Source organism: Filomicrobium sp., assembly GCF_025698805.1.
In the GTDB taxonomy this organism is placed as follows: Bacteria; Pseudomonadota; Alphaproteobacteria; order Rhizobiales; family Hyphomicrobiaceae; genus Filomicrobium; species Filomicrobium insigne.
This window is the reverse complement of the sequence record NZ_JAILWT010000005.1, coordinates 261,458-286,300: the sequence shown is the minus strand read 5'-3', so window position 1 is coordinate 286,300 and position 24,843 is coordinate 261,458. Positions and strand designations below refer to the sequence as shown.

Sequence of the window (24,843 nt, the reverse complement as noted above, 5' to 3'; positions counted from 1 at the left end):
AGCGGTACGAACTTCGTTGTACCGTCTACCGTGTGGGATCAGGCTCTGCATAAGATTGACCGATAGGCTGCGCTTTTGGCAAAGCAGTGGTCTCAGCTTTCCTTTTTCGCATCTGCCCCATCATGAGGACAGCAAAAATTAACAAGCCAATCCCAAGCACTGGATACTCGAACGGCAAACCGCTGTCGTGGCGAAGAACCAGGAATGCTACGATCAGGGCCGTTGAGACGATGGCCAACACGCGCTCGTACAAACTGAACATCGTAAGCGCACAATTAAAGATGGCCATGGCCAATGTCGACATACCAATCGGCACAGCGATCAGGGCAAATACACCGTGCGCCCAATCATCCGGCTCAAGAACGAGCACGGGATTATAGACCACCAGAAACGGAATGATGAATCCCGCCAGGGCAATCATAAACGCGTAGAGCGACGTCTTCACATAGTCGGCCCCCGCTATGCCCGCACCAGCCAACGATGCCAGCGCAACAGGTGGCGTAATGGCAGATACGACCGCGAAGTAGAACGCAAAGAAGTGCGCACTGATGGGGGTTACTCCCATCTCGATCAGCACGGGCACAACCACAATCGCAACAAGCGCGTAAGCTGCGCTGGTTGGAATACCGAGTCCGAGAATAATAGACACGATCATCGTGATGACCAGGGCGAGCGCGAGGCTCCCGCCACTCAACATTTCGACCACACTCGCAACTTTGGTGCCCATGCCGGTCGTGATAAGCGCTTGCGCCATCATGCCGACGCCCGCTAGCGCAATACCAATTTGCGCGCCGATTACAGCACCTCGCGACAGACACTCCGCTAGCTCCTTGAAGGTCGGACGCGTGTCGCTCGAGATATAGCTCAACACAACGGCAACGATGATGGCCCAAAACGCGGCGAGGTTTGCCGAGTACTGCATAAGCAGCATAACGACAAGAACGCCGAGAGGGATTAAGAATAGCGGTAACCGTCGAAAGATGAGCCGCACGTCGATCGGTGCGCGCGGAGCACGGATATTTTCGCGGACAGCAATGAGCTGCACACTCAGCATACAACCCCAGAAATAGAGCAACGCTGGAATAAGCGAGGCTGCCATCACGCTTGCGTAGGACACGCCGATAAACGAGGCCATCAGAAACGCCGCAGCGCCCATCACGGGAGGCATGAGCTGGCCGCCGGTTGACGCCGTGGCCTCAATCGCTGCCGCAATGTGGGGCTTATAGCCCGTCTGTTTCATATAAGGGATCGTGAAGGCGCCCGTGATCGCGACGTTCGCCACGGCCGCGCCGGTGACCGTGCCAACCATGGCACTCGATATCACCGCGGTCTGGCCAGGCCCGCCCCGGAATACGCGTCCGGCGGCCTGCCCCAGTTCGCGAAACAGGCCATGAACTCGGAGAATCTCCAGCAGCGCTCCGAAAATAACAAAAAGAAAAACATAGTTTGCGGAAATAGATAAAAAATTCCCGTAGATACCAGAAAGACCAACACTCAAATAAGAGACGACATAGCTGAAATTAAACGGACGATGATAAAACGGCTCGGGCAAATACTGACCGAGGAAGAAATAGGCAACAAAGAAAACAATCACGCAGGGCATAATGTTTCCCCACGCTTGACGCGTCCCTTCCAAAACCACCAACATCAATATGACGCCGACGATCACGTCTATTGTTTCTGGAAATCCGATCACCATTTCCAGGTGAGACAAATTCAAATAGATGTAGGCCGTCGCAAACAACCCCAATCCGAGCATGCTCAAATACCAGAGCCGCGCCGATACTGATGTCGACAATCGCACGGCACCGAGAAAAATAAGCGTCACCACAAACATCAGATGGATTGTCTGATGCTCATAGGAGCCAACCATCAGCACCTGCGTCGTCAGCATGTGATAGCCGAACGCGGCAATCCCTACGGCGACGATGATGTAGTCGAGTATTTTTGACATGCTCATCAGCTTGCCCTTTCGGCGAAGGTGAGCGGAATGGGCGAAGGCTAATCAACTGGACCCGGCGGGGCTTATTGCCGGGTCCAACCCATCAGAAGCGCTTCAGTCGATCAGTCCGGCTTCTTTGTAAGCCCGCAGCGCACCAGGATGCAGTTCGCTCGGCTCCCAGCCATACATGAGAGCCTTTGGCGACATCAGCTTGCCGAGTGCGTGGTAGTTCTTGAACTCCCCGACATGATTGATGATCAGCTTCGTAATCTGGTAAATCGCTTCCTCAGGAAACTCTTCCGAAGCTGTCCAGGAAATCGTGTCAGCAAAACCGTCAAGCGGCTCATCGCGACCAGGCAGAGCTTCCGCTGGGATAGTCACAGCCACCATGGGCATCCCGGAATCCTGTGCCTTCTTCACAGCATCCCCACCCCACGGAAGGAAATAGACCTTGCGTCCTGAAGCGAGGAACTCGGTCGTTTGCGGAGAAAGAACCATAGTATTCGTGAGCGGATCGAAATAGCCACCAACGATAGCCGCTTCCACCTGTCCATCGAGCAGCGCGGCGGCGGCTTCCTGCACACCTAGATACTCAATCTGAACGTCCTTACCCAAACCCCAACCGACGCGCATCAACCGCTCAGGCTGAATGGTCCAGTTGATCTGCGGTTTGCGGCCCAGAGCGACCCGCTTTCCCTTCAGGTCGGCCACCGACTTGATATCGGGATTGAGAGTGGCGAGGAAATAGCTGCCCAGATTGTAGTTCGCGATAGCTTTGACGGGCGGAAGCGTTTCTTTAAACGGCTCTTCACCACGCACAGCCAGTGTACTGACGCCACGTCCTGATCCAATGATCATGGTTTTACGGAGATCAGGCTCTTTCTGCAGCTTCACGTGATTAAACGCAAAGCCTGGGCTCTCGCTGTGACTAATGCGAATTGTTGGATGGTTTTTACTGACAATCTGCTCGAGAGCGGAGCCTAGGATATAAGAGCCACTGCCAAATGGCGCGGAGATCAGACTGTAATTCTCTGCTTGGACTGCATTTGCGCCCAATAAAAGAGCACCAGCCGCAATCATTGTCTTAATTGCATTCGTCATTTGGGTTTCCTCCGTGGAGATTTTGGCTTCTTCGTCCAATCTCCTATTGTGTGAAAGATTTCAGCGCGTCCGTGTAAAAACCTCCAATTCTATAAGATTACATCCAACCATAAAATTGGTCACATCATTGGTCTAATCGATAATCGATATCTGCCTCATGCAATTGATGAATAGTGCAGCCACATAAAGTGGGCCCTAAGCATCCTCGACCTCATTGGCCAAGCAGCTTGCGTCATTTCTCCATCAAAGCGGCGGCGGAAAGCCCAGACGATGCTTTGCTATCCGACACTGAAGTCACTTGGCGAGGATGGCGCACCATCACGACATCCACGGCGGCAGCAGCCTCGCCTGTCAGCATCACCGGATTAAGGTCTAACTCCCGCAGAACGCCTTCCGTCGCCGCACCCAGCTCGGAAACGCGGCAGAGCATCGCGACGAGCGCATCCCGGTCGATCCCCTGGCGTCCACGAAACGCGCCGAACATCGCCGCGCCCATCAGGCTATCGATCATGTTGGAAGCATCGCGAGGCGTGAGCGGACACTTGCGGAACGCCACATCCTTGAGCACCTCAACGAGCACGCCACCAAGACCAACCATGATGACGTTTCCAAAGACGGGATCATCTTGCAGACCGATAACGACCTCGACGTCGCCCTTGAACATCGGCTGCACGACCACGCCATCGATACTTGCATCGGGGCGCTTCTGTGCAACCGACGAAACCAGATCCGCAAAGCAGCTACGCACATCCTCCGCCATCTTGAGCCCCAGACGAATGCCATCGACTTCCGTTTTGTGCAGGATGTCTGCAGACTCGATTTTCATAACGACCGGAAAGCCGACACTTTCCGCTGCATGCACCGCCTCTTCCGCACTCGCTGCGAACTCGGTGGGAACAATCGAAACACCGGCAGATTTCAGAACGCGAACGGCATCGACGGTCGACAAAGGACCATCCCCCGAGGGAATAACCACCTGCGCAAGCTGCTGCTTCGCCCGCACCTCACGATCCGCAGACCACTGACGTCGCGCTTCAGCAAAACGGATCAAACCGACAACGGCATCAACAGCCGGCTCCGCACCACGCAGCACGGCGATCCCGCGTTTGCGTAAAGCCTTCACAGCCTCATCCGGTGCCGCAACCCACGCCACAATGAAGGGCTTGGTCGCACGCGCTTTGATGTCTTCGAACAGCGAGACCAACGTATCGGCAAACCCTTCCATAAGCTGGAGCCACACGATACCGACATCAACGTCCGGATCGTCCAGCATATGCAGGACGCTTTCACTCAGGATCTTGGGATCGGCAACAAACTGCCCAGTCACATCGACTGGGTTGGCTGTCGCACCAAAGCCAGGAATGCATTCTTGTATCTTCGCCTGGGTCGCATCGCTGAGGCGCGGAACGGAAAGCCCCAACTCCTCGATACGATCAGCCATTAGCACGCCGGCACCACCGGACTGGGTAGCAATACCGATACCCGCCCCTTCGGGCAGGTCGCAGCAAGAGAGCACCTCGACAAGATCGAGCATATGCTCTTCGTTGCGCGCACGGATTATTCCCTTCTGGCGAACAACACCATCGAAAACGATGTCTTCGCCCGCAAGAGATCCCGTATGTGAGGCCGCCGCTCGCGCGCCAGCTCCCGTGCGGCCCACTTTCGTCAGCACGAGCGGCTTACCGAGCTCCATCGCGCGATCGGCAAGATCACATAGCCCGGGACCATCTTTCAGTCCCTCGATATATCCCGCACCGACGCGAATACGTTCATCTTCGATCACCTCGCGCATTGCATCGACAAAGGTCACATCGACTTCATTGCCCGTGTTGACAAAATACCCAAGCCCCAAACCGCGCGAGCGTGCCAATGCGGAAATCGCCGTACCAAACGCACCCGACTGCGAAACGAACGCGATCGGACCAGCCGGAACTTCGCCATTCACGTACTGGCTGAAGGATGCAATCACGCGCTCGAAAGCATTGAAGAGACCAAGGCAGTTGGGACCACAGATCCTGACGCCGGAGGCCCGCGCCGCTTCACGTAGCTCGGCCTCAAGCTTGCAGCCCTCTTCCCCAATCTCGGAAAACCCCGAGGCGAAGACGACCGCAGCAGGAACGCCCTTTCGTCCGAGATCGCGGATCGCTTGCACGACACCGCTAGCCGGCAACACAACGACAGCAAGGTCAACACCATCCGGCAAGTCATCGATCGACGCGATCGCCGGAAGCCCGCCGATCTCCTGCGCCTTCGGATTAACCGGATAAATCTTCCCCTTGTAGCCCTTCTCGATCAGCCATTTGACGGGCCGGCCGCTCACCTTGCGAAAATCCGAGGAAGCGCCGACCACGGCAATCGCGTTTGGCTTCACCAACGGCTTCAATGACGTCTTCATGTTTCCCCTGCCGGTTGTGGACCAACGGTCAGTATTGCTGTTTCTCTTCAGCGAAAGGCTTGAATGCCGGTTTGCGCCCGACCCAGCACCAAGGCATGGATATCGTGCGTGCCCTCGAGCGTGTTGACAGTCTCCATATTCATGACGTGCCGGATGACGTGGTATTCGTCCGAAATGCCGTTTCCGCCGTGCATGTCACGCGCCACCCGCGCGATTTCCAGGGCCTTCCCGGCGCAATTGCGCTTGAGCAGCGAAAGCATTTCGGGTGATGCCAGCTTACGGTCGCGCAACCGGCTCAAATGAAGGCACGCCAAGAGACCGAGCGTGATCTCCGTCTGCATGTCGGCGAGCTTTTTCTGTACGAGTTGATTGGCCGCCAGCGGACGCCCGAACTGCTTGCGGTCCAGCACGTAGCTGCGGGCAGCATGCCAGCAAAACTCGGCAGCCCCCATCGAGCCCCAGCAGATTCCGAATCTTGCATTGTTGAGACAGCCGAACGGCGCATTGAGCCCCTTGGCGTAGGGCAAGCGGTTTTCATCCGGAACGAAAACATCGTCCATCGCGATCTCGCCTGTCGGCGATGCGCGAACCGAGAATTTGCCTTCAATCTTCGGCGTCGTGAGCCCGGTCATGCCGCGTTCGAGAATAAAGCCGCCAATCTCGCCGTCATCGTCCTTAGCCCACACCACCATCAAATCCGCAATCGGAGAGTGTGTGATCCAGATCTTGCTGCCGCTGAGCCTATATCCGCCGGCGACCTTTTTCGCCCTGCTCTTCATGCTGCCCGGATCCGAGCCGTGATCGGGCTCCGTCAATCCAAAACAGCCGAGCAATTCGCCAGTCGCCATCTTCGGCAGATACTTCCGCCGCTGCGCTTCACTGCCATAGGCGTAAATCGGCGTCATAGAGAGCGTGGTCTGCACCCCGCACGCGGAGCGAAAAGCAGTGTCCACACGCTCCAGTTCTCGCATGATCAAGCCATACGTGACGTAGCTCACACCCGCACATCCGTAGCCGTCGATAGGCGCGCCGAGAAATCCGAGTTCGCCCATCTCCCGCATGACGGAAACATCAAAGGTCTCAGTCCTGTTGGCTTCCAGAATGCGCGGCATCAGCGACTTCTGCGCGTATTGCCGAGCACTGCCGCGAGCTAAGCGTTCTTCGTCATTAAGCTCTTCGTCTAGTCGGAAGGGGTCTTCCCACTGAAATGCTGCCCCAAGATTGGTGAACTCGGAGAAATTCTCTGAGGCTTCGGGCTTTACGGCGTCCGTCACTGTCATGGTCGATCCTCCCGGTATCGGCGTCAGGTGCGCTCAATAACGACGGCAATGCCCTGACCGACGCCGATGCACATGGAGATGAGGCCGTACCGGCCACCGGTACGTTCAAGCTGACGTGCCGCAGTCAGAAGAATGCGCGGTCCCGATGCACCGAGCGGATGTCCCAGCGCAATCGCGCCACCGTTCGGATTGACACGCTTGTCTTCAAAGTCCACGCTGAGGCCGGCGAGACATGCCAGCACCTGAGCGGAAAACGCCTCGTTGACTTCAATGACATCCATATCGTTGATGGTGAGACCCGCGCGCTCGAGCGCCTTCTTTGACGCTGGCACGGGACCATACCCCATAATCCGTGGAGCGACGCCGGCAACAGCTGACGAGAGAATGCGCGCTTTCGGCGTAAGCCCCAGCTTCTCGCCCGCGTCCCGGCTCCCCAACAACAAGGCCACCGCGCCATCGTTGATGCCCGACGCATTGCCGGCAGTCGTAACGCCTCCAGCATGTATCGCATTGAGCTTTTGCAGCCCTTCCATCGTCGTCTCACGCGGATGTTCATCCTTGGCGACAATCTTGGGATCTCCGCGCCTTTGTGGAATCTTTACGGGCGCGATTTCGCCCTCGAAGTATCCCTCAGCCTCTGCGCGCGCATAGTTCTGTTGCGATTGAAGCGCGAAGCGATCGCATTGCTCGCGCGAGATCTGGTGCTCTTCCGCGAGATTATCCGCCGTCTGCGGCATGCTATCCGCGCCGAAGGTCTTTTCGATCACTTTGTTCGGAAACCGCGCACCGACGCCTGAATCAAAGATTTGAATGTTCCGGCTGTAAGCAGAATCGGCCTTGCTCATGACAAATGCAGCACGGCTCATGCTCTCAACGCCACCGCTCAACAAAAGGTCACCCTCTCCAGCAGTGATCGCATGAGCGGCACTTGCAATAGCACCAAGCCCGCTCCCGCAATTGCGCTGTAAAACAGTACCACCCACTTCGATCGGCAATCCAGCAAGCAACAACGCATGGCGCGCAACGCACCGGCTGTCTTCGCCCGCCTGATTAGCGCACCCGACGACAACGTCTTCCACTTTGGAGACAGCACCGTTATTGCGCTCAGCAAGATCGCGGATCACGCCCGCTAGAAGATCATCAGGTCGGACAGGAGCAAGACCTCCACCATGGCGTCCAAAAGGGGTCCGCAATCCGTCGTATAAATAGGCATCCAGCATAGTCGTTTCCTGGGTCGTTCCCTGTTTCAATCAGTCAGCTATTCTCGCCGTCGTTTAGACGGGCATCCGTTCCGGTGCTTTCAATGAGAGGCCGAGCCGCGCCCTGCGTGTCAGCCAAGGGCTCGGGCGATAACGCGGATCGCCATAGGTCGCGAACAACGCACTCAGAATCTGATGGACCTTCTGAGGCCCGATCCGGTCACCAAGACTGAGCGGACCAGCCGGATAGTTGAGCGCAAGGGTCGGCGCCTTATCGACATCCTCAGGAGAAGCGCCGCCTGATTGCGCAATCGCACAGCAGATGTTGATGATCATCGCCACGATGCGCTGTGCGACAAAACCCGGACTATCACGAAGAACGGTCACTGGTATCCTGCCGGCTGCAAGCACGGCATGAGCTGCCTCCAGCATCTCTGCCGTCGTTGCGGGCGTTGGCATGATGACGCGCCGGCGATCCATCGCAAACAGCGTTTCGACCGCAACGGTCCGGGCCGGATCGAGGTTTTCTTTAAGAGCGGTTGTCGTGGCATCATCGCCAAGTGGCGCAACCAGACACAGCGCGCTGTCGCTGGGACGCTCTCCAGCTTCAACCTTAACGCCACTTGCTTCGAGTGCGCTCAAAATCGCACGCGCACCATCCGGGTTGGCTTGACTGACCCAGACGCTGGAAGGGAGCGTCGATGGCGCGGCCGGCTCGTCCTGTCCAATGGGCTGGCCATCTTTGTAGAGATAGAAGCCACCATTCGATTTACGTCCGAGAATGCCGGCCGCCGTGCGCTGCGCCATCAATAGCGAAGGACGGTACCGCGGTTCGAAGAAGAACTGCTGGTGGATCATCTCGGTCGCCGGATGCGTTACATCCAGCCCGGTCAGATCCATCAACTCAAACGGGCCCATCCTGAAGCCGACGAGATCGCGCATGACCCGATCAACATCTTCGGTCGTCGCGATGCTCTCATCAACCACATGCGCTGCCTCAATGGTGTATCCACGCCCAATCTGGTTGACGAGAAAGCCCGGCGCATCTTTCACCCGTACCGGCTCACGTCCCATCCGCCGGCCGACTTCCATCAGCGCTTCGCAAACCCATGGCGCGGTGCGAATGCCGTCAATGACCTCCACAAGGCGCATGAGCGGAACCGGATTGAAGAAGTGGAAGCCCGCAATTCTCTCAGGCGCCTTGGCCTTAGCGGCAATCGCTGCGATAGATAGAGACGAAGTGTTGCTCGCGAGAATGCAGTCACTGCGAACGATCCCCTCCAATTCAGCCAACAGCGCCTGCTTCACATCCAGGTCTTCGATCACCGCCTCAACGACGAGATCGCAGCCGTTCAATTGGGAAAGGCTCTCCGCGGTCGTGATCCGTCCAACCACGATCTCGGCATCTTTCTGCTCCATCCGGCCCTTCTCGACGCTCCGCGCGAGAAGCTTCGCAATGAAACCTTTGGCGTCTTCCACAACGCCCGGCTTGGAGTCAATCAGGATAACTTCGTAGCCGCCGACTGCAGCGACCTGCGCGATGCCCCGGCCCATGGCCCCCGCACCAACGACACCTACAGCCGAAATCGCTTCCGCCACGACAACCCTCCCTTCATCCCTTTGCGTCGCCCGCGTTTTCTTTTGGCTGGGACGACATATTTTTGTCGGTTGAAAAGGAGCGTAGGAGCGGCCATGCTATAAATCTAATTGAACTCCATAATCACCATTATTCAGCACATGAATTTAAGAGCGATCGACCTGAACCTTCTGCTCGTCTTCGAGGTCATCTACAGCGAAGGAAATCTGACGCGCGCTGCAGATAAGCTGGCGATGAGTCAACCTGCCGTAAGCAACGCATTGGCCCGGCTGCGCGCCACTCTTGATGATCAACTCTTCCTCCGGACCCCGCGAGGGATGACCCCAACGCTACGTGCCCGGCAGATGATCCAGGAGGTGCGCCAAGCCCTCGACCTCATCACAAGCGCACTACGCGACCGCCCTGAGCAATTCGACTACGCCCAATCAGACCGCGTCTTCACAATCGCTGCTGAGGACTATGGGGAAGCCGTCATCACCCCGCGCTTCATGGACTGGCTGACTGGCGTCGCACCAAATACCAAGGCGCATGTGCGGCTCAAACAGAGCCTGGCCCTGCAGGACGAACTGCGCGATGGACGGATCGACCTCGTGATCGACTACTTCCGGATCAGGGACAATAGTTTTACAAATCAGCATCTTATGACGGACGAACTGGTGTCCATGGTCCGGGTCGATCACCCAACCATTCGTGACACACTATCCTTGGAACAGTACATCTCGCTGCCCCACGTGGTCCTTGAACAGAAATCCCCGATGGTGGACCGGGAGCTTGCCGTGCGCGGCCTGACCCGCAATCGCGCCTTGCACGTCCCACACTTCATCTCGATGCCGCTGATCGTGAAAAGCACGGACTTCATCTGCACCCTGCCGCGCCGGATGGCCATGCTCTACATGGAGCACTTCCGGGTCAAAGTTCTCAAATCGCCAATAGACTTCCCCAAGATCCCGATCTTCCTGATCTGGAGCAAAAATATGGAGAAGGACCCCGGCCACCAATGGCTGCGGCAGTCCCTGCTCGATCTCTGCCAGAGGCTTTAATTTCCCGCATCATCACCAAATCGAATGGACAATATTCGGCAAATCCACTGGCTGAATAAAAATTGGACCGATAGCCTCGCCCGAAAGCGATATCATCACGATAAATCATAAGCTGGGAGGCAATAAACTATGGCGCTCGTGCTACGCGAAGAACCATCCGAAGGTGTGAAGCTGCTGCGGCTGAACCGCCCGGATGCACGAAACGCGCTCAACACTGCGCTGAGAAAAGAACTCGCCAGCCATTTCCAGGAACTCAGCTCCGACGAGACCGCGCGTTGCATCGTTATCACCGGAGATGACAAAGCCTTCGCGGCGGGTGCCGACCTCAAGGAGATCGTCGACGACACGCCGGTAGAAATTATGAACCGGAATGTGAGACGCTTCTGGAACGTCATCTCATCATGCCCGGTACCGGTCATCGCTGCAGTCCGCGGCGTTGCACTCGGCGGAGGCTGCGAGCTTGCATTGCACGCAGATATCATCGTAGCCGGCGAGAACGCGCGGTTCGCCCAGCCGGAAGTCTGTGTCGGCGTCATGCCGGGCGGCGGCGGCACGCAGCGTCTAGTCCGCGCTATCGGCAAATACCAAACGATGAAACTCGTTCTGACTGGAGAACCGATTTCAGGGCGGGACGCCTTCACCATGGGACTAGCTAGCGAAGTCGTGCCCGATGATGCGGTCTTGGATCGCGCGTTAGAGATGGCTCGCAAGATCGCGAGCTTACCACCGATTTCCATACGCCTGACGAAGGAAGTCACGTTGGCAGGGGCCGACGCAGCACTGGACACGGGCCTCCTGATGGAACGGCGCCTGTTCGAAATGATGTTCGCCACGGCCGACCAGAAGGAAGGCATGAATGCCTTCATTGAAAAGCGTAAACCAGATTTCGCGGGCCGCTAGAAGACGTTCTGCACCTCAATGAAAGTCCCGCGAATTAGGAATGATGCGGACTGTCCGGGGATGACGGCGAGGTGAGCGTTCATAATTTGGATGCATCACCTCGTCCGCCGAACTAAGCGGTAATTTGACATCGGAATCGGAGAGGAGACCCAGCTTGGCCGAATGATCCTCAAGCCGTTGCGCAACCAGGTGAACAACGCCATCGTGCGACTGGATGCGCCCACGTATTACAACGAGCCGGCTCCCCATTGCGACCTTGCGATAAGCTTCAAACGTCTTCGGCCAGACGACCGCGTTCGCGATGCCCGTCTCGTCTTCAAGCGTCATAAACATCACGCCCTTAGCCGTTCCAGGACGTTGCCGGACAAGCACAACACCAGCCACCGAAACACGCGTTCCATCCTTTAAGTCCCGATATCGTTCCGTCGTCACGCATCGAGCTTCCGTGAAGTGCGCACGCAAAAGAGCCATCGGATGCGCTTTGAGCGAAAGACGGAGCGTTTGATAGTCGGCGATAACATGCTCCGATAGCGGCATCTCCGGCAGTCTGATCTCGGGATCTGGACCAGCGGCGCTGGTGTGAGCATGGGCAAACAACGGCAACGGCTTTGCCTGAGCGAGTCCCCGCACGTTCCACAACGCCGCCCTGCGATCGAGTCCGAGAGATCGGAATGCATCCGCTTCCGCTAGTTTCTGAAGGCCACCCACAGGAACGCCGGATAGCAATCTAATTTGTTCCATGTCTTCATAAGGAAGCTCGCGGGCTTCAACGATCTTATTTGCATGCTCCTCGCGCAGGCCGTCCACTTGACGCATTCCGAGCCGCAAAGCGCATCGATCTTCCTCGGCAGGCTCAAGCGTATTGTCCCACTCGCTCATGTTGACATCGACCGGGCGCACCTCGACACCGTGGTCACGCGCATCGCGCACGATTTGCGCCGGGGCATAAAATCCCATCGGTTGCGAGTTGAGCAGCCCGCAGGCAAACACCTCAGGACGATGACATTTCAGCCAAGACGATACATAAGCCAGAAGCGCGAAACTCGCCGAATGACTTTCGGGAAAACCGTATTCAGCAAACCCTTTGATCTGACTGAAGCACTGGCGCGCGAACGTCTCGTCATACCCCCGCGCCACCATGCGCGACACCATCTTGTCTTCGAAAACATGGATGGTGCCGGAACGCCGAAACGTTGCCATCGCTCGACGCAATCCATTGAGTTCCGAAGACGTGAACTGCGCCGCCTTCATCGCAAGGCTCATGGCCTGCTCCTGAAACAGAGGCACGCCAAGCGTTTTACCGAGAATGTCCTTAAGCTCGTCGCGATCCCCATATTTCGGATCAGGTGACGGAATCTGAACCTTATCCAGCCCCTTCCGGCGGCGCAGATAGGGATGCACCATTCCACCTTGGATTGGGCCGGGCCGTACGATTGCGATCTCGATAACAAGATCATAAAAGTTTGCCGGCTTGAGACGCGGTAGCATGCTCATTTGCGCCCGGCTCTCGATCTGAAAAACACCGAGCGTGTCGGCTTCCTGGATCATCTCAAAGGTGGGAATGTCATCAGCTGGAAAAAAGCTCGCGAGATCCCGCTCTTCACCGTAGTGACGTTTCAAAAGGTCGAGACATTTGCGAATGCAGGTCAGCATGCCAAGCGCAAGCACATCGACCTTGAGTATCCCGAGCGCATCGAGATCGTCTTTGTCCCACTCAACGAAGGTGCGATCCTCCATGGCAGCATTCCCGATGGGAACAACCTCGCAAAGCGGGTCTTCAGTCAGCACGAACCCGCCCACATGCTGAGACAGATGCCGCGGAAAGCCAATCAATTCCGTGGCAAGCTCCAGTGTTCGATAAAGCTGCGGATCGGTCGGATCTAGCCCTGCTTCGCGCACCCGCTTTTCAGCAATTCCTTTATTGGAAGTCCCCCACACCGTACCGGAGAGCGCAGACGTCACATCCTCGGAAAGCCCCATCACCTTTCCAACCTCGCGGATAGCGCTCCTGGAACGGTAGCTGATAACCGTTGCAGCGATGCCGGCATGCTCGCGCCCATAGCGGGCATAGATGTACTGCATCACCTCTTCCCGCCTCTCGTGCTCGAAATCCACGTCGATATCCGGCGGCTCCTTACGCTCCCGCGAAATAAAGCGCTCAAATAGCAGATTGATCTCAGTGGGATTTACGGAGGTGATGTGGAGGCAATAACAAACAGCCGAGTTAGCTGCAGAGCCTCGCCCCTGACACAGGATATCCTGACTGCGTGCCCAGCGAACGATATCGTGCACCGTGAGAAAATAGAGCGGAAAGTTCAACTCGGCGATAAGCACGAGTTCTTTTCGCAACGCCTCTCGCACCTTATCCGGAATGCCCTCCGGATACCGCTGATGCGCTCCCTCCCAAGTCAAATCCTCGAGATACTGCTGAGGCGTCTTTCCGAGGGGCACCGGCTCACGAGGATAGTTGTAGCGCAGATCATCAAGAGAGAAACGGCAACTCTGAGCAATCTCCTGGCTGCGCGCAATCGCGGCCTCATACCCATTAAAAAGCCGGACCATTTCTGCGGGGGATTTAAGATGCCGCTCGGCATTCGCCGCCAGGCGAAATCCAGCCTCCTGAATGGTGCAATGCTCCCGGATGCAAGCGACGACATCCTGAAGCGGGCGGCGTTCCGGACGGTGATAGAGCACATCCCCCGTCGCCACGAGCGGCGCCCCAGTCTTCTCAGCAATCGCATTCAGTTCCGCAATGCGACGCCGATCATCACCGCGATACGTGTAATGCGCGGCTAAAAAACATGGAGCTCCGAGCCGGTCTGAAATCGTCACCACGTCTCGGACGAGCACATCGTGCTCCCAACGCTCCGGTGGCAGGAAAACAAAAATCTGCCCTTTGGCATGGACGTAAACATCTTCAAGAGTGAGGTGGCAGTCACCCTTGTCGGCGAAACGCTTGCCGCGCGTTAAAAGCCGCGACAGACGGCCATAAGCAGCACGATCCATCGGATAGCAAAGAAGGCTTACACCATCGACGAGATCGAGCCGGCACCCCACGATAAAAGGAATGTCAGCGTCCTTAGCCGCAGTATGCGCGCGCACCACTCCGGCAAGAGTATTACGGTCAGTCAACGCAACAGCCGAAAGTCCCAGCTCTCGCGCCGTTGCCACCAACTCTTGCGGATGCGACGCTCCGCGCAGAAACGAGAAATTGCTCGACACCTGCAGCTCAGCATAACGCGGAGAGAAGGATAGTACGCCACTCATGCGAATAGCCCATGCATATGCCAGGTCGGCAGAGGCTCTTCCTTTGAACTTCCCTGATCGCGATAAAGCCCCTCGCGGAACAACCAGAACCGCCGTCCCCTATCGTCCTCGACACGGTAGTAGTCACGTGTGCGATGAACTGGCCCGAATGATTGATCCCACCATTCCGGGCCAATCCGCTCCGGTCCTTCGGCGCGAACGACGCGGTGTGCAACACGCCGCCACGTAAACCGCAGAGGCGGCCCCTCTGGAACTTCCGCAAGGACCTGAACCACCTCAGGCCGCGCCAGAAGACGGAAGGGCCGAGGCGGTTTTGAGGGGCACCGCGTCACCGCAGAAGCCCCCCCGCGGAGAGCCGGCACGCGTATCTCCGCCCGCTCCGGAATATGACTCTCGTGAAGGAGTATCCGCTGCACGCTTCCAGCTCCCAAACGGTTCGACAGGCGGTCGACCAATGACGACACATCCACCCGTGCGCGCTCCATGGCTGCACCGCGCGAAAGCGACAACTGGTCTGTGCCAAGCCGAGCGACGGCATCTGCCGATAAAATGAGAACATCGACTCCGAAACCGGGATTAAGCGTCTCGATCCGGTCTCGGAAAAGAAGCTCCAAATGTTTGGCATCTCGCGAAGGCCGTGCCGTCGCAATGCTCACTTGCGAAACGCCGCCATCCGCATGGTAGGCGGCAAACGTCAGACGCGTTGCCCCCTTGTGATCCATTTCCATACGGCGGCACAGCCGGCACAGAAGTTCGTGGAGGCCACGATAAAAACTCTCTGTTGCGAGGATCGGATCTGGAAAGGAAATACGCTCGAAATAATCCGGCGCGGCTTGAAGAGGGACGATAGGTTCCGAAGCCAGCCCAAGAACCTGATCGAGGCGATGTAAAACCGCTTCTCCAGCCTCACCCGCTGGAAACCGGCGATAGAGACTGGCACGTGGAATTTCACACAGGGCGCCAATCGTTTTGAAGCCAAATCGCCTGAGGAGAAGCAGGACATCCGGATCGAGACGGAGCGCCGCCAAAGGCAACAGAGAAAGGGCTGTCTTCACATCCCCCGACGGCACGCTCTGAGCCTCGCGAACCCCGTGAAATCTGGCAATCGCCCACGCCGCTCCTGGAGTATCAGCCAACCCGAGCCTGCTCGCAAAACCAATGGTGCGCAGTCTCTTGCCAAGATCGGAGAGCAAGGCATCCTCACCACCGCAAAGATGCGCCGCACCCGTGATATCGATCCAAAGGCCATCAACGCCATCAACACTGACAACCGGCGCATAACGTCGGCACCAGTTAGCCAAACCCTGCAAGGCGCGCGCCTCAGCTTCAAAATCTCTGATTTCTGTTACGAGTGTAGGCAGGAGCGCGCGCGCATCCGTAAGGCGCATGCCTTCTGACACACCGCCCTTACGGGCAATCGCATTCGGCGCGCTGATCCGGACACCACTTGCGTCCTTGCAGACAAGCGCAAAAGGATCGGCCTCAACCGGATGCAAGTCGCATGCAGGGCCTCGGGAACTGCGCCTCTGCCATTTCAGATGATCGAGCGCAAAGGTCTTCAACCAAACGGAAACAATGCGCTTCATTCTCCCACTCCACAGTCCAATTGCCCGGCCGTCCTCCGTGACAACGGTTGAGGGCGATCTGCCAGCGTGCATGCCCCGGAACCGTCGACACAAGACGGTCACTGACACCCGAAGCCGCCTGCACACGCCAACGAGTCTCAGCCGCGCTAGCTGCGCGATCCTGATCGGATCTGAGCAAGAGGACCGGCGTGCCAGCCGCCGCTGCTGCTAGCGACAGGCGACGAGTTTGTGTGAACGAAATCGTGTCGACTTCGCCAACAACAGCGAGAAGACTGCCAGCACGCGCACCTTCTTCAAGCGCCCAAAGCACATCGTTATTTTTAGCCGAACTGACGAAGAGGAAACGCTGCGGATCAAACCCAAATTCCCTCAATCCTGCTCCGTAAGGCGCACCGAATTCACGCTCAGTCCTCACAGTCTGACACCAGAGGACATATCGAGATGGAGACGCCGGCTCTAAATCCGCAAACCGCCTGAGAACCGCAAGAAGATAGGCTGATGCCACAGGCATGTCGGCATACTGCTCACCCGAAAATTCATGCAAGCCCTCCCGGCTTAAACCACCTTCCGGCAAAGCTCCGTCGATATCCCGCACCCCGGTACACCAGATTGATGAAGGAAGGCGGGCCTCCCTTTCAGGGTGAACGTATTTTCGGGTCGCGTGCCGCTCGGTAGCCGCGATCAAACCGCGCAAAGCCGTGATCTTCGAAGACGTCTCTGCGGCGTGCTGAAACCTGTCACGCAGAAGAACGTCTTTGGGTGAAAGCTCAGAACCCATCGCACCGCCTCCTGCCAAAAAGGCAAAGATCTTTTAGGACGCAGACGCGGCAGTTCGGAGAATGATGGCAGACCGTCTGCCCATGTCGCTTCACAAGAAAATAGTTCTGTTGCAGATCGTCCGTTGTCATCCAACCCGGAACCAGACGAGCGAGCGACCTGTCTACCGCCCTGTCGCTAGCTTTTGACGCCACAACCCCAAGACGTTTAGCAATGCGCTGATAGTGACTATCAACGACCAGAGCCGGCATCCCTAGCGTGCTGAAGTTGACGACTGCTGCGCTCACCTTAGGGCCAACACCAGGCAAAGCTTCAAGCCACGCACGCGCCGCTTCCACGGAATAGCCGGCGAGAAAGTCGAGGCTCAAGGCCCCACGAAGATAATGAATTCTATGAAGTGCTGCGGAGATCTGCGCAGCCTTGTTGTCCGCAAAGGTGACAGGCTGAATAAGATACGCAATCGCGTCAGGTGAGACGTGACGCAGGTCGTCCCAACTGGTGAAACGCCCACAAAGTTTGCGGAAGGCCCGCTTGGAGATGTCCTCACGCGTTCGCCCATCGAGAACCGCATGAACCATCTGCGTTATGGGATCGAAGGTGATCCATCGACCCAGCGGACCATGCGTTCTCACATGCGCTTTCAGCAGGCGGAAATGGACTTCCACCAAGGGATTTGGCTCCATAAATGCGAGGTCAAACTGCATTTTGGAATGCTAGAACAAAAAGTGAACATACGCAAGAGGTACGAGGCGGAGAGCATAACCACCCGTCAATTCTCCGACCGCAATAGAAAAAGCTGTATTCTTGCTGGACCGGTCTCCGTTAATACATACCACTGGCCGAAACCTGATTAAAAAAAAAAGAAATAAAAGCAATTCAATCAATGACGTATTGAATAATTTTAAGGTTGTGATTGAGATGAGAAGCCAATAGCATCGTTTTGTCACGACGGGTGGCTGAGGGACTTCTCTGAAGGAGCAAGTCCACGATGGCCGGGGTGGTTTATTTCCCGAGGGCAACATGTTGCCTTCGCTTCGTCTTTCAGACGGCATAGCCCGCATTCTGAAAATCGCGAAGTTTCAGACATTTCTCTATCGATGCCCTTGGGTATCAACGCTTGCGGCTGCACCACCGAGCCGAAGTTGGCTCCCAATTCGGAGCCCACCCTTCAAAGTCAATCTGCGCAAAAATCTACGAAACGTGTCCGACAACGTTCGGCTTTTGCTGTGGGCATGAGCCCGGGGCAACGCGAGGTAACGAGACATTCCCCCCGACAAATTTCATCATGGAGTAGCGAGCATGACTTTGCGCCTCAGCAAACCAAAGCACTCACTGAAATTGAGAAGGAAAAGCCGGTTCTCAACGCCCTCACTAATACTTCTATCTAGTCTCGCATTTTACCCCGTGTCATCGCCTGCCCTTGCGCAAGAGACCATCAACACCCGCATTGGCAAGCTCACGTTCGAAAGCGGCTATCCGTCAAAAGAAACGGTGAAGAAGCTCTATGACGAAATGGACTTCCAGCGCGCAGCTCAGGCGTACATCTGGGGCATCCCCGCGGTCGGGCTCAACGAGTGGCGCCGGGCTCATTACAACGTCTTCGGTGGAAAAAGCGGCGAGATGCTGAACTATTTCGACTTCACCGAAAAGCTGGGCATTTTGACTCCAAACTACACAACACCCTACATCGCGACGTTCATCGATTTGAAGGAAACTGGCCCCTTTGTCGTCGAAGTCCCCGCGGGACTGATCGCAGGCATGATCCTCGACAACTGGCAACGCGTTCTAGCTGATTTAGGTGTTGTCGGACCTGACAAGGGGCAAGGCGGAAAATACCTGATCATGCCGCCGGGATACGGGCCCGTAGAAGCCGAAGGCTATTACGTTGTGGAAGCGACGAGTCGTGATGTCCTGGCCGGGTTCAGACTGCTGGGCGCCGACAAGGAAAAGGCGATTGCGGAGCTGGTTCCGCAAATCAAGACATATCGATGGACGGTTGCAGGCACCGGAGAGGCGATGCCCGCGCGTGACGCAGGCGACAAGAAGTGGAGCCAGATGCCGCCACGTGGCATGGCTTATTGGGACAGTCTCAACGAGGTCATCCAGCGTAACCCCGTCGACGAGCGCGACCGGTTCATCCTGGCGCAGCTAAAATTCCTCGGCATTGAGAGAGGAAAACCTTACAAGCCCGACGAACGGCAGACGAAGCTGCTTGAGGACGGCGTTGTCGTGGGCGAGGCGATGGCGAAGGCTAACACGACCGACAAACGGGTAGAGCCGCCGTTCTGGGAGGGTACTCACTGGAAGCACGCGTTGGTCGTTTCCACCGACCAGAGAGCCCTGACTTACGACCAGCTCGACGAACGCGCCGCATGGTTCTATGAGGCGGTGGTTATCTCCAAAGCCATGCTGACGCAGACCCCTGGTGTTGGGCAAAGGTACATCGCGTCCTACAAAGACTCTGACGGCAATTGGCTCAACGGCAGCAACACCTACAAGCTGCACGTTCCTCCTAATCCTCCGGCCAAGCAATTCTGGTCCGTCACCGCGTACGACGAGAATACGCGACAGATGCCCGTCACCGAGCAAGGGCGCCCTGACATCTCCTCGCGCAAGTCAGACATTGCGAAAAACAGCGATGGCTCTGTGGATGTCTACTTCGGCCCCAGCGCGCCGAAAGGCAAGGAAACGAACTGGGTGCAGACCAATCCGGACAAGGGCTGGTTCGCCTACTTCCGGTTCTATGGTCCAACCGAGCCGTTTTTCGACAAGTCCTGGGGATTGCCTGACTTCCAAAAAATCGAGCTGACACCAAGCATGGCCATCCAATGAAAAAGTACAGCTAAAAGCTGATCGTTTTTTGGGGCACCACAGCATTCTGCAGTGAAAAAAGACGGCGCCTTAACTTTTGCTTGGCGCCGTCTCACTCCGTGCCGACCTTAGGCAGCTAAAAGATCATCGGCTGGACCGAAAAACTCATAGCGAATCCGATCCGGCGAAACGCCAGCGTCTCTGAGCCCAACCGCGATATCCCGTAGAAACGGCTTTGGCCCACAGAGGAAATACGTCGCACGATCGGATGGCGTATTTCGATGCAGCCAATCAGCCGAAATCAACCCCTCCTCGTCACAACCGCCAGCCTCTCCAACAGCGCTCGTGGCGTCCGCATAAAACACCTTCACATCAATGTTGGGTGACCGTTGCGCAAGGCCCCGCACGTGGCTCCCCATCGCATGAACAGCCCCATTCAATGCGCCATGCACGTACCAGGTCGGGAGATCCGGCCGCTTTTCAGCAACAGTCTCAAGCATGCTGACCATAGGCGTCAGTCCAACCCCGCCGCTAACCAGCACGATGGGCTCACTTTGACCAACATCGAGATGGAAATCGCCCGCAGGAGGTGAAACCTCCAACACCGTACCAGCCGCCGCATGTTCATGAAGCCAAGTGGAAGCCCGCCCCTCTCGCTTTACGGTGATGCGGTAATAACTGCCATTAGGCGCACAGGAGATCGTGTAGTTACGCTTCAGAGGTGGCAACCCATCCCCCTGTAACAGCACTGTCAGATATTGACCGGGCTTATGGGAGATAACTGCTCCCCCATCCTGCGGTCGCAAATAGAAGGAGCAGATGACGGAGCTTTCGGGCTCAACCTTTTCGATCACAAACGGCCGCCATCCGGCCCAACCACCTGGCACCGTGGCCGTTTCCCGATAAATCTCCGCCTCACGGCCAATCAGAATATTTGCCAGAAACCAGTAAGCTTCTCCCCAAGCTTTCAAGATATCGTCCGATGCCGCATCGCCCAAAATATCGCTGATCGCTTGGAGCAAAGCATTTGCGACAAACGGGTAGTGTTCCGGAAGAATGTTGAGCCCTGCATGCTTTTGAGCAATCCGCTCCACTGCAAGCGCTAGTGCGCCCAAATTTTCAATGTTCTCCGCGTACGCAAGGATCGCCTGCGCGAGAGCCTTGGGTTGGGAACCGTTTGCACCCTGATGAGACTGATTGAAGAGATCCCGGATCTCTTCATTCTTGAAGAGATGTTCGTACATCTTCTGCGTGATTGCCAACCCATGCTGACGTAAGGCCGGGACGGTGGCTTTGACCAATTGAATAGTCTCAGGTGCGAGCTGAGCAGACATTTTCTTATGTTCTCCATTGAGCTTAGGGCGACCTGCCAGCAAAAGATGTACAAGATATGCATCTTAAAAGACAAAGCGGCGCGCTGCCGCATCCCCCACGCTTCGGACGTAAAGCTCTGTTGCTTGTGATGAAGAGCACGGCCTCTGCGAAGCAGGAGCCGCATGCCGAATGGGCTAGGATAGGTATAAGGAGGCGACGACCTCGAGCATGTTCAGTTGGAACGCTGGGCCGGATACCGCAGTTACAAATCTTTGGACCCGAAATGCGGACCGCACATTCGAATAGACGTCGGCAAGGTAACCGGTCACACGACAGATTGACGGCACCACATCGCGATGATGCGATTGGTGTCCGGCCAGGTGGCAAACCGAACTCTTAGGGAGCAAAGCCTGTTAGGCAATCCCATCTCGGAATTGCGCTAGTGCTGGTGATGTTTCCCCCGAGATCTGAACCGATACGCCTTCCCGCTGTAATTTCGCGGGAAGCTGTTCCCACACACCAAAACCTCGAACGATCCGCTTAATTTTTTGAGCAGCATCATGAAGACGTCGCTCATGTCCTCTAAGGATCTGTCCGATTTAATTTCCCGGATTTACGATTGCACGCTCGATCCCGGGTTATGGGACGGGACGCTCGACGAGTGTATAAAATTTCTCGGCTGTCCGATTGTCCAACTCGCCTTAAGCGATGTTGCAAACAAACGCATGCTTATGTCCAAAGAGCGCGGAATAGCAACCCGGTGGGGTGAGGCAAAAAATCCGTACATTTCTTACGCAGAAAACATCGTTGGTCGGGAAATTTTGATCGATGAGCCGGTAATTGCATCTCGCGAACGACCAATCTCCAAGATTGAATCATCGCCGTTATTCAGAGAATGGGCACACTCTCATGGCATTTGCGATATAGCACAAATTAACATTTTTCGATCCCCGACACGTTTTGCATTGCTAAGTTTTGGAAGACATGAAACCGCAGGTTATTTTGATGACGTCGCCATCGATTTAATTCGCGTTCTCATTCCGCATGTCCGTCGCGCCGTGACAATCAGCAACATACTCTACGCGAAGACAGTTAGCGAAACACACCTCCATGGAACGCTCGACGCTCTCAAACTCGGAATAGTACTCACAAATAAAAACGCTGAGATCGTGTATGCCAATCGAACGGCCAGCACCATGATGGGCAACGAGACGAGCCCCTTGCACCAAATACAGGGACACCTTGAAGCCGAACGGCGCCCAGTATCATCAAAACTCAAAGAAGCCATTTCAATTGCCGCTCGCAACGAAGGCGGCTTAGCCGGGACCAGTCTTGCCGTTCGGTTGAGCAACGACGACGAAAAGCCAGTTATCGCCCGCGTCCTCCCCCTCCCCCAAGGAAGCACGCGCAAACCCTTCGCGTCAGAAGTGGTTGCAGCGGTTTTCGTAAGCACTCCAATGGAAGAGTCGACCTGTGCCCGAGCCGTTGCGCAGGCATTCAGACTCACGCCCGCCGAAGTTCGCGTGCTCGGCCCTATCCTTTCCAGCAAAACCGTACCCGAGGTCGCTGCAGAACTGGGCATCGCGACAAGCACTGCGCGAACGCACCTCAACAATATTTTCACCAGAACCGGGACATCCCGGCAATCTGAACTCATGAAACTCGCAGCTCAGATTGCCCTGGCACAATAGATTTGGCGCACACGATCAGCACGCAGATCAACTCTTGAACTGCCAAGTAGTGTTGTGTGGGATATCGATCGCAAACGCCCCTTCGGGAGAACCGGCAGGAACGTCCTTATTGATGCAGGCAAACGGCTCCTTCCCTGTGATACCGCGATATTTTCCTGTGCCGCCGGTGATGATATGCGTGCCGCAATCCATCTTCGGCTGTGTTTTGTCGAGATCACGGGTGTCAAAGGTCGAGAACACCACGTCGCCGTCTACATCCGTCAAAGCGCAAGCGCCGTCGATCCACTTCTTGCCAGCCGTTTCTATACTGACCGCTTCGCATTTGGCCTTCATGTCGTTGAGGAAAGAATCACCCTTAGTGTTTTCTGTCGGTCCGGTCGCTTCCAGCGCAACGGCTTTGCCGACTCCTGGAATATCCACCGTCGACTTGGGCACGAAAACAAAGTGTGTCGTATAGGACGTGGTGCCGCTATTTGGAGGCGTTTCTACGGCTTGCACGGGAACGGAACTCAAAGCGCCAACCGCTGCCGACGCCATAATCAAAATAAGAGATTTGTTCACCATCGACGTAACTCCCAAAATTTCAATGGAAGCAGGCTTAGAGTGCTGCTTCAGAATCTGAACGGGAGGAAGAAGTGCCGCGGGGGGTTCGAAAGCGTTTGAAATCCGCTCGCGGTTCACATCAATGCCGTGACTGTGCTTGGAAATAGGCCATTCGTCCTCCTCCGATCGGAGGAGGAACACGCGAAGTTGATGGGTGAGACTGTTGATCGACGGACACGTTCCCCAATTGGAGAGGAAAGCCGTCAAGGTTTCCGACCCCAGACCTGTGCGACCGTATACATAGTGAAAACCGTTTCGGAGCGCGCGAGATGAGCTCGGCACGCAGAGAGCATTGTCGTAAATTCGTTCTCCTCAAGCAGGCCGAGTTGGAGAACCGTCGAGCGCAATGATTCTACTGTCGACGGCAAGTAGTCGACCATCGAATCCACCGACCGCACGCCGATAATGAAGGGGCGATATTGCACATCGGTGAGTCCCGATTGAATTATCACATAGTAAAGACGGCGAGCGAGTTCCAAATCGGCACCCACGCCTCTGAAAGCTCCGAGCAAAGCATCCTTCAACTTGTCCCAACTAGGATGAGGAGGATAGCAGTTCAAAGTCGAACCATCGGGCTCCTGCAAGGCAATTGTCCCTCGCGACTTTGCTAGACGCGTCGCCTCACGCAACAACCTCTCCGGCGCACCTGCCGTACTGGCAACGAAGCGCATGTGCACAAGATCAAATGTTTCCGCCGTCAGCGCCGAGTCATAAGCATCACCCAACAAGAACTCTGTATTCGCTGGGGCGGTAGCTCGGGCGTATTCAAGGAAGTCCGCGTTCATGTCCAAACCGACAACGTGGCCCTTAGAGCCAACACGCTCGCTCAAAAGGCCCGTAATCCCGCCTGGCCCGCAACCGATATCGAGACACTTCCAGCCTTCGCCGACACCTATAAGGTCGAGCATGCGCGAGGTTTCTGGCGCCATGGCCAGAGCCTGGACGTTGAGACGGTCAATCTCTCCCTTGCGCGGTTCAAGTGGGTAACTTCCAGAGAATTCGTTGCTCACTGAATCCTCCATCGGCAGCAATCACGCACCCAATGCATTATATTGCAATAACCCGTCGGTGACTACGGAGTCCTCGGACAGCGTTTTGTTATCCGTCAGGCACAACAGCGAAAGTGTACGGATCTAAATGCCGCTGATATTCAGTAACCAGCAGATCTGCTGAGGGCAGCGTCACTTTGCGACCCATCCCGGACCGCCGAGTGACCGAACCCTTCCATTCGGAAAGTGCGATTTCTAAAATCCAGGCAGATCGGCCAGTTGGGACGGCATGGGCGCCGGTGACTATAACGGCTACACCCTTCAGGGCACTGTCAATATCCCGCTGAACTG

At 56.2% G+C, this 24,843-nt stretch carries 17 protein-coding genes; 4 read left to right on the top strand and 13 right to left on the bottom strand.

Features of this window, described 5'->3' with window-relative positions:
* Positions 1-25 precede the first annotated feature (25 nt).
* The 6 genes from K5845_RS14870 to K5845_RS14845 all read right to left on the bottom strand — a co-directional run bounded on the left by K5845_RS14870 (position 26) and on the right by K5845_RS14845 (position 9,516).
* Positions 26-1,960 carry a TRAP transporter permease gene (locus K5845_RS14870; RefSeq protein ID WP_244512494.1) on the bottom strand — a complete coding sequence of 645 codons (1,935 nt, stop codon included), beginning with the start codon at positions 1,958-1,960 and terminating at the stop codon, positions 26-28.
* A 96-nt stretch (positions 1,961-2,056) separates the two neighbouring features.
* The gene (locus tag K5845_RS14865) at positions 2,057-3,043 is read right to left on the bottom strand and encodes a TAXI family TRAP transporter solute-binding subunit (protein WP_046479916.1); all 987 of its coding nucleotides are present in this window, start codon (positions 3,041-3,043) and stop codon (positions 2,057-2,059) included.
* 232 nt (positions 3,044-3,275) lie between these two features.
* Positions 3,276-5,438 carry an acetate--CoA ligase family protein gene (locus K5845_RS14860; RefSeq protein WP_287959357.1) on the bottom strand — a complete coding sequence of 721 codons (2,163 nt, stop codon included), beginning with the start codon at positions 5,436-5,438 and terminating at the stop codon, positions 3,276-3,278.
* Between the two features lie 47 nt (positions 5,439-5,485).
* On the bottom strand, positions 5,486-6,718 hold the full coding sequence (locus K5845_RS14855) for an acyl-CoA dehydrogenase (RefSeq protein WP_287959356.1): 1,233 nt from the start codon (positions 6,716-6,718) through the stop codon (positions 5,486-5,488).
* 23 nt (positions 6,719-6,741) lie between these two features.
* Positions 6,742-7,938, bottom strand: coding sequence for an acetyl-CoA C-acyltransferase (locus K5845_RS14850; protein ID WP_287959355.1), 1,197 nt, complete (start codon positions 7,936-7,938; stop codon positions 6,742-6,744).
* Between the two features lie 54 nt (positions 7,939-7,992).
* A complete protein-coding gene (locus K5845_RS14845; RefSeq protein ID WP_287959354.1) occupies positions 7,993-9,516 on the bottom strand; it encodes a 3-hydroxyacyl-CoA dehydrogenase in 1,524 nt (507 codons plus the stop codon).
* A gap of 138 nt (positions 9,517-9,654) precedes the next feature.
* Between K5845_RS14845 and K5845_RS14840 the strand changes: the two genes are divergently transcribed.
* Complete coding sequence (locus K5845_RS14840) at positions 9,655-10,554, top strand: LysR substrate-binding domain-containing protein (RefSeq protein ID WP_046479920.1); 900 nt, start codon at positions 9,655-9,657, stop codon at positions 10,552-10,554.
* Positions 10,555-10,683: 129 nt separating this feature from the next.
* Positions 10,684-11,454 (top strand): enoyl-CoA hydratase-related protein, encoded by a 771-nt coding sequence (locus K5845_RS14835; RefSeq protein WP_046476762.1) that lies wholly within the window; start codon positions 10,684-10,686, stop codon positions 11,452-11,454.
* A gap of 15 nt (positions 11,455-11,469) precedes the next feature.
* Here the strand turns inward: K5845_RS14835 and K5845_RS14830 are convergent, their stop codons facing one another.
* From K5845_RS14830 to K5845_RS14815, 4 genes are read right to left on the bottom strand one after another with little or no spacing between them, the layout of a single operon-like run.
* On the bottom strand, positions 11,470-14,721 hold the full coding sequence (locus K5845_RS14830; RefSeq protein WP_287959353.1) for an error-prone DNA polymerase: 3,252 nt from the start codon (positions 14,719-14,721) through the stop codon (positions 11,470-11,472).
* Positions 14,718-16,307 carry a Y-family DNA polymerase gene (locus K5845_RS14825; RefSeq protein WP_170832501.1) on the bottom strand — a complete coding sequence of 530 codons (1,590 nt, stop codon included), beginning with the start codon at positions 16,305-16,307 and terminating at the stop codon, positions 14,718-14,720. The genes K5845_RS14830 and K5845_RS14825 overlap by 4 nt, the downstream gene beginning before the upstream one ends.
* A complete protein-coding gene (locus K5845_RS14820) occupies positions 16,204-17,085 on the bottom strand; it encodes an ImuA family protein (protein WP_287959352.1) in 882 nt (293 codons plus the stop codon). The genes K5845_RS14825 and K5845_RS14820 overlap by 104 nt, the downstream gene beginning before the upstream one ends.
* A complete protein-coding gene (locus K5845_RS14815) occupies positions 17,075-17,788 on the bottom strand; it encodes an endonuclease III domain-containing protein (protein ID WP_287959351.1) in 714 nt (237 codons plus the stop codon). The genes K5845_RS14820 and K5845_RS14815 overlap by 11 nt, the downstream gene beginning before the upstream one ends.
* Before the next feature lie 634 nt (positions 17,789-18,422).
* Between K5845_RS14815 and K5845_RS14810 the strand changes: the two genes are divergently transcribed.
* Positions 18,423-19,916, top strand: a complete 1,494-nt coding sequence (locus K5845_RS14810) for a DUF1254 domain-containing protein (RefSeq protein WP_353736553.1) — start codon at positions 18,423-18,425, stop codon at positions 19,914-19,916.
* A gap of 107 nt (positions 19,917-20,023) precedes the next feature.
* Here the strand turns inward: K5845_RS14810 and hmpA are convergent, their stop codons facing one another.
* On the bottom strand, positions 20,024-21,229 hold the full coding sequence (gene hmpA, locus K5845_RS14805; RefSeq protein WP_287959349.1) for an NO-inducible flavohemoprotein: 1,206 nt from the start codon (positions 21,227-21,229) through the stop codon (positions 20,024-20,026).
* Between the two features lie 945 nt (positions 21,230-22,174).
* On the opposite strand from hmpA, the gene K5845_RS14800 reads away from it, so the two are divergent.
* Positions 22,175-22,900 (top strand): helix-turn-helix transcriptional regulator, encoded by a 726-nt coding sequence (locus K5845_RS14800; protein WP_287959348.1) that lies wholly within the window; start codon positions 22,175-22,177, stop codon positions 22,898-22,900.
* A gap of 27 nt (positions 22,901-22,927) precedes the next feature.
* Here K5845_RS14800 and K5845_RS14795 read toward each other — a convergent pair whose 3' ends face one another.
* On the bottom strand, positions 22,928-23,464 hold the full coding sequence (locus tag K5845_RS14795; protein WP_287959347.1) for a hypothetical protein: 537 nt from the start codon (positions 23,462-23,464) through the stop codon (positions 22,928-22,930).
* Positions 23,465-23,706: 242 nt separating this feature from the next.
* Positions 23,707-24,513 carry a class I SAM-dependent methyltransferase gene (locus K5845_RS14790; RefSeq protein WP_287959346.1) on the bottom strand — a complete coding sequence of 269 codons (807 nt, stop codon included), beginning with the start codon at positions 24,511-24,513 and terminating at the stop codon, positions 23,707-23,709.
* Positions 24,514-24,843: the final 330 nt, after the last annotated feature.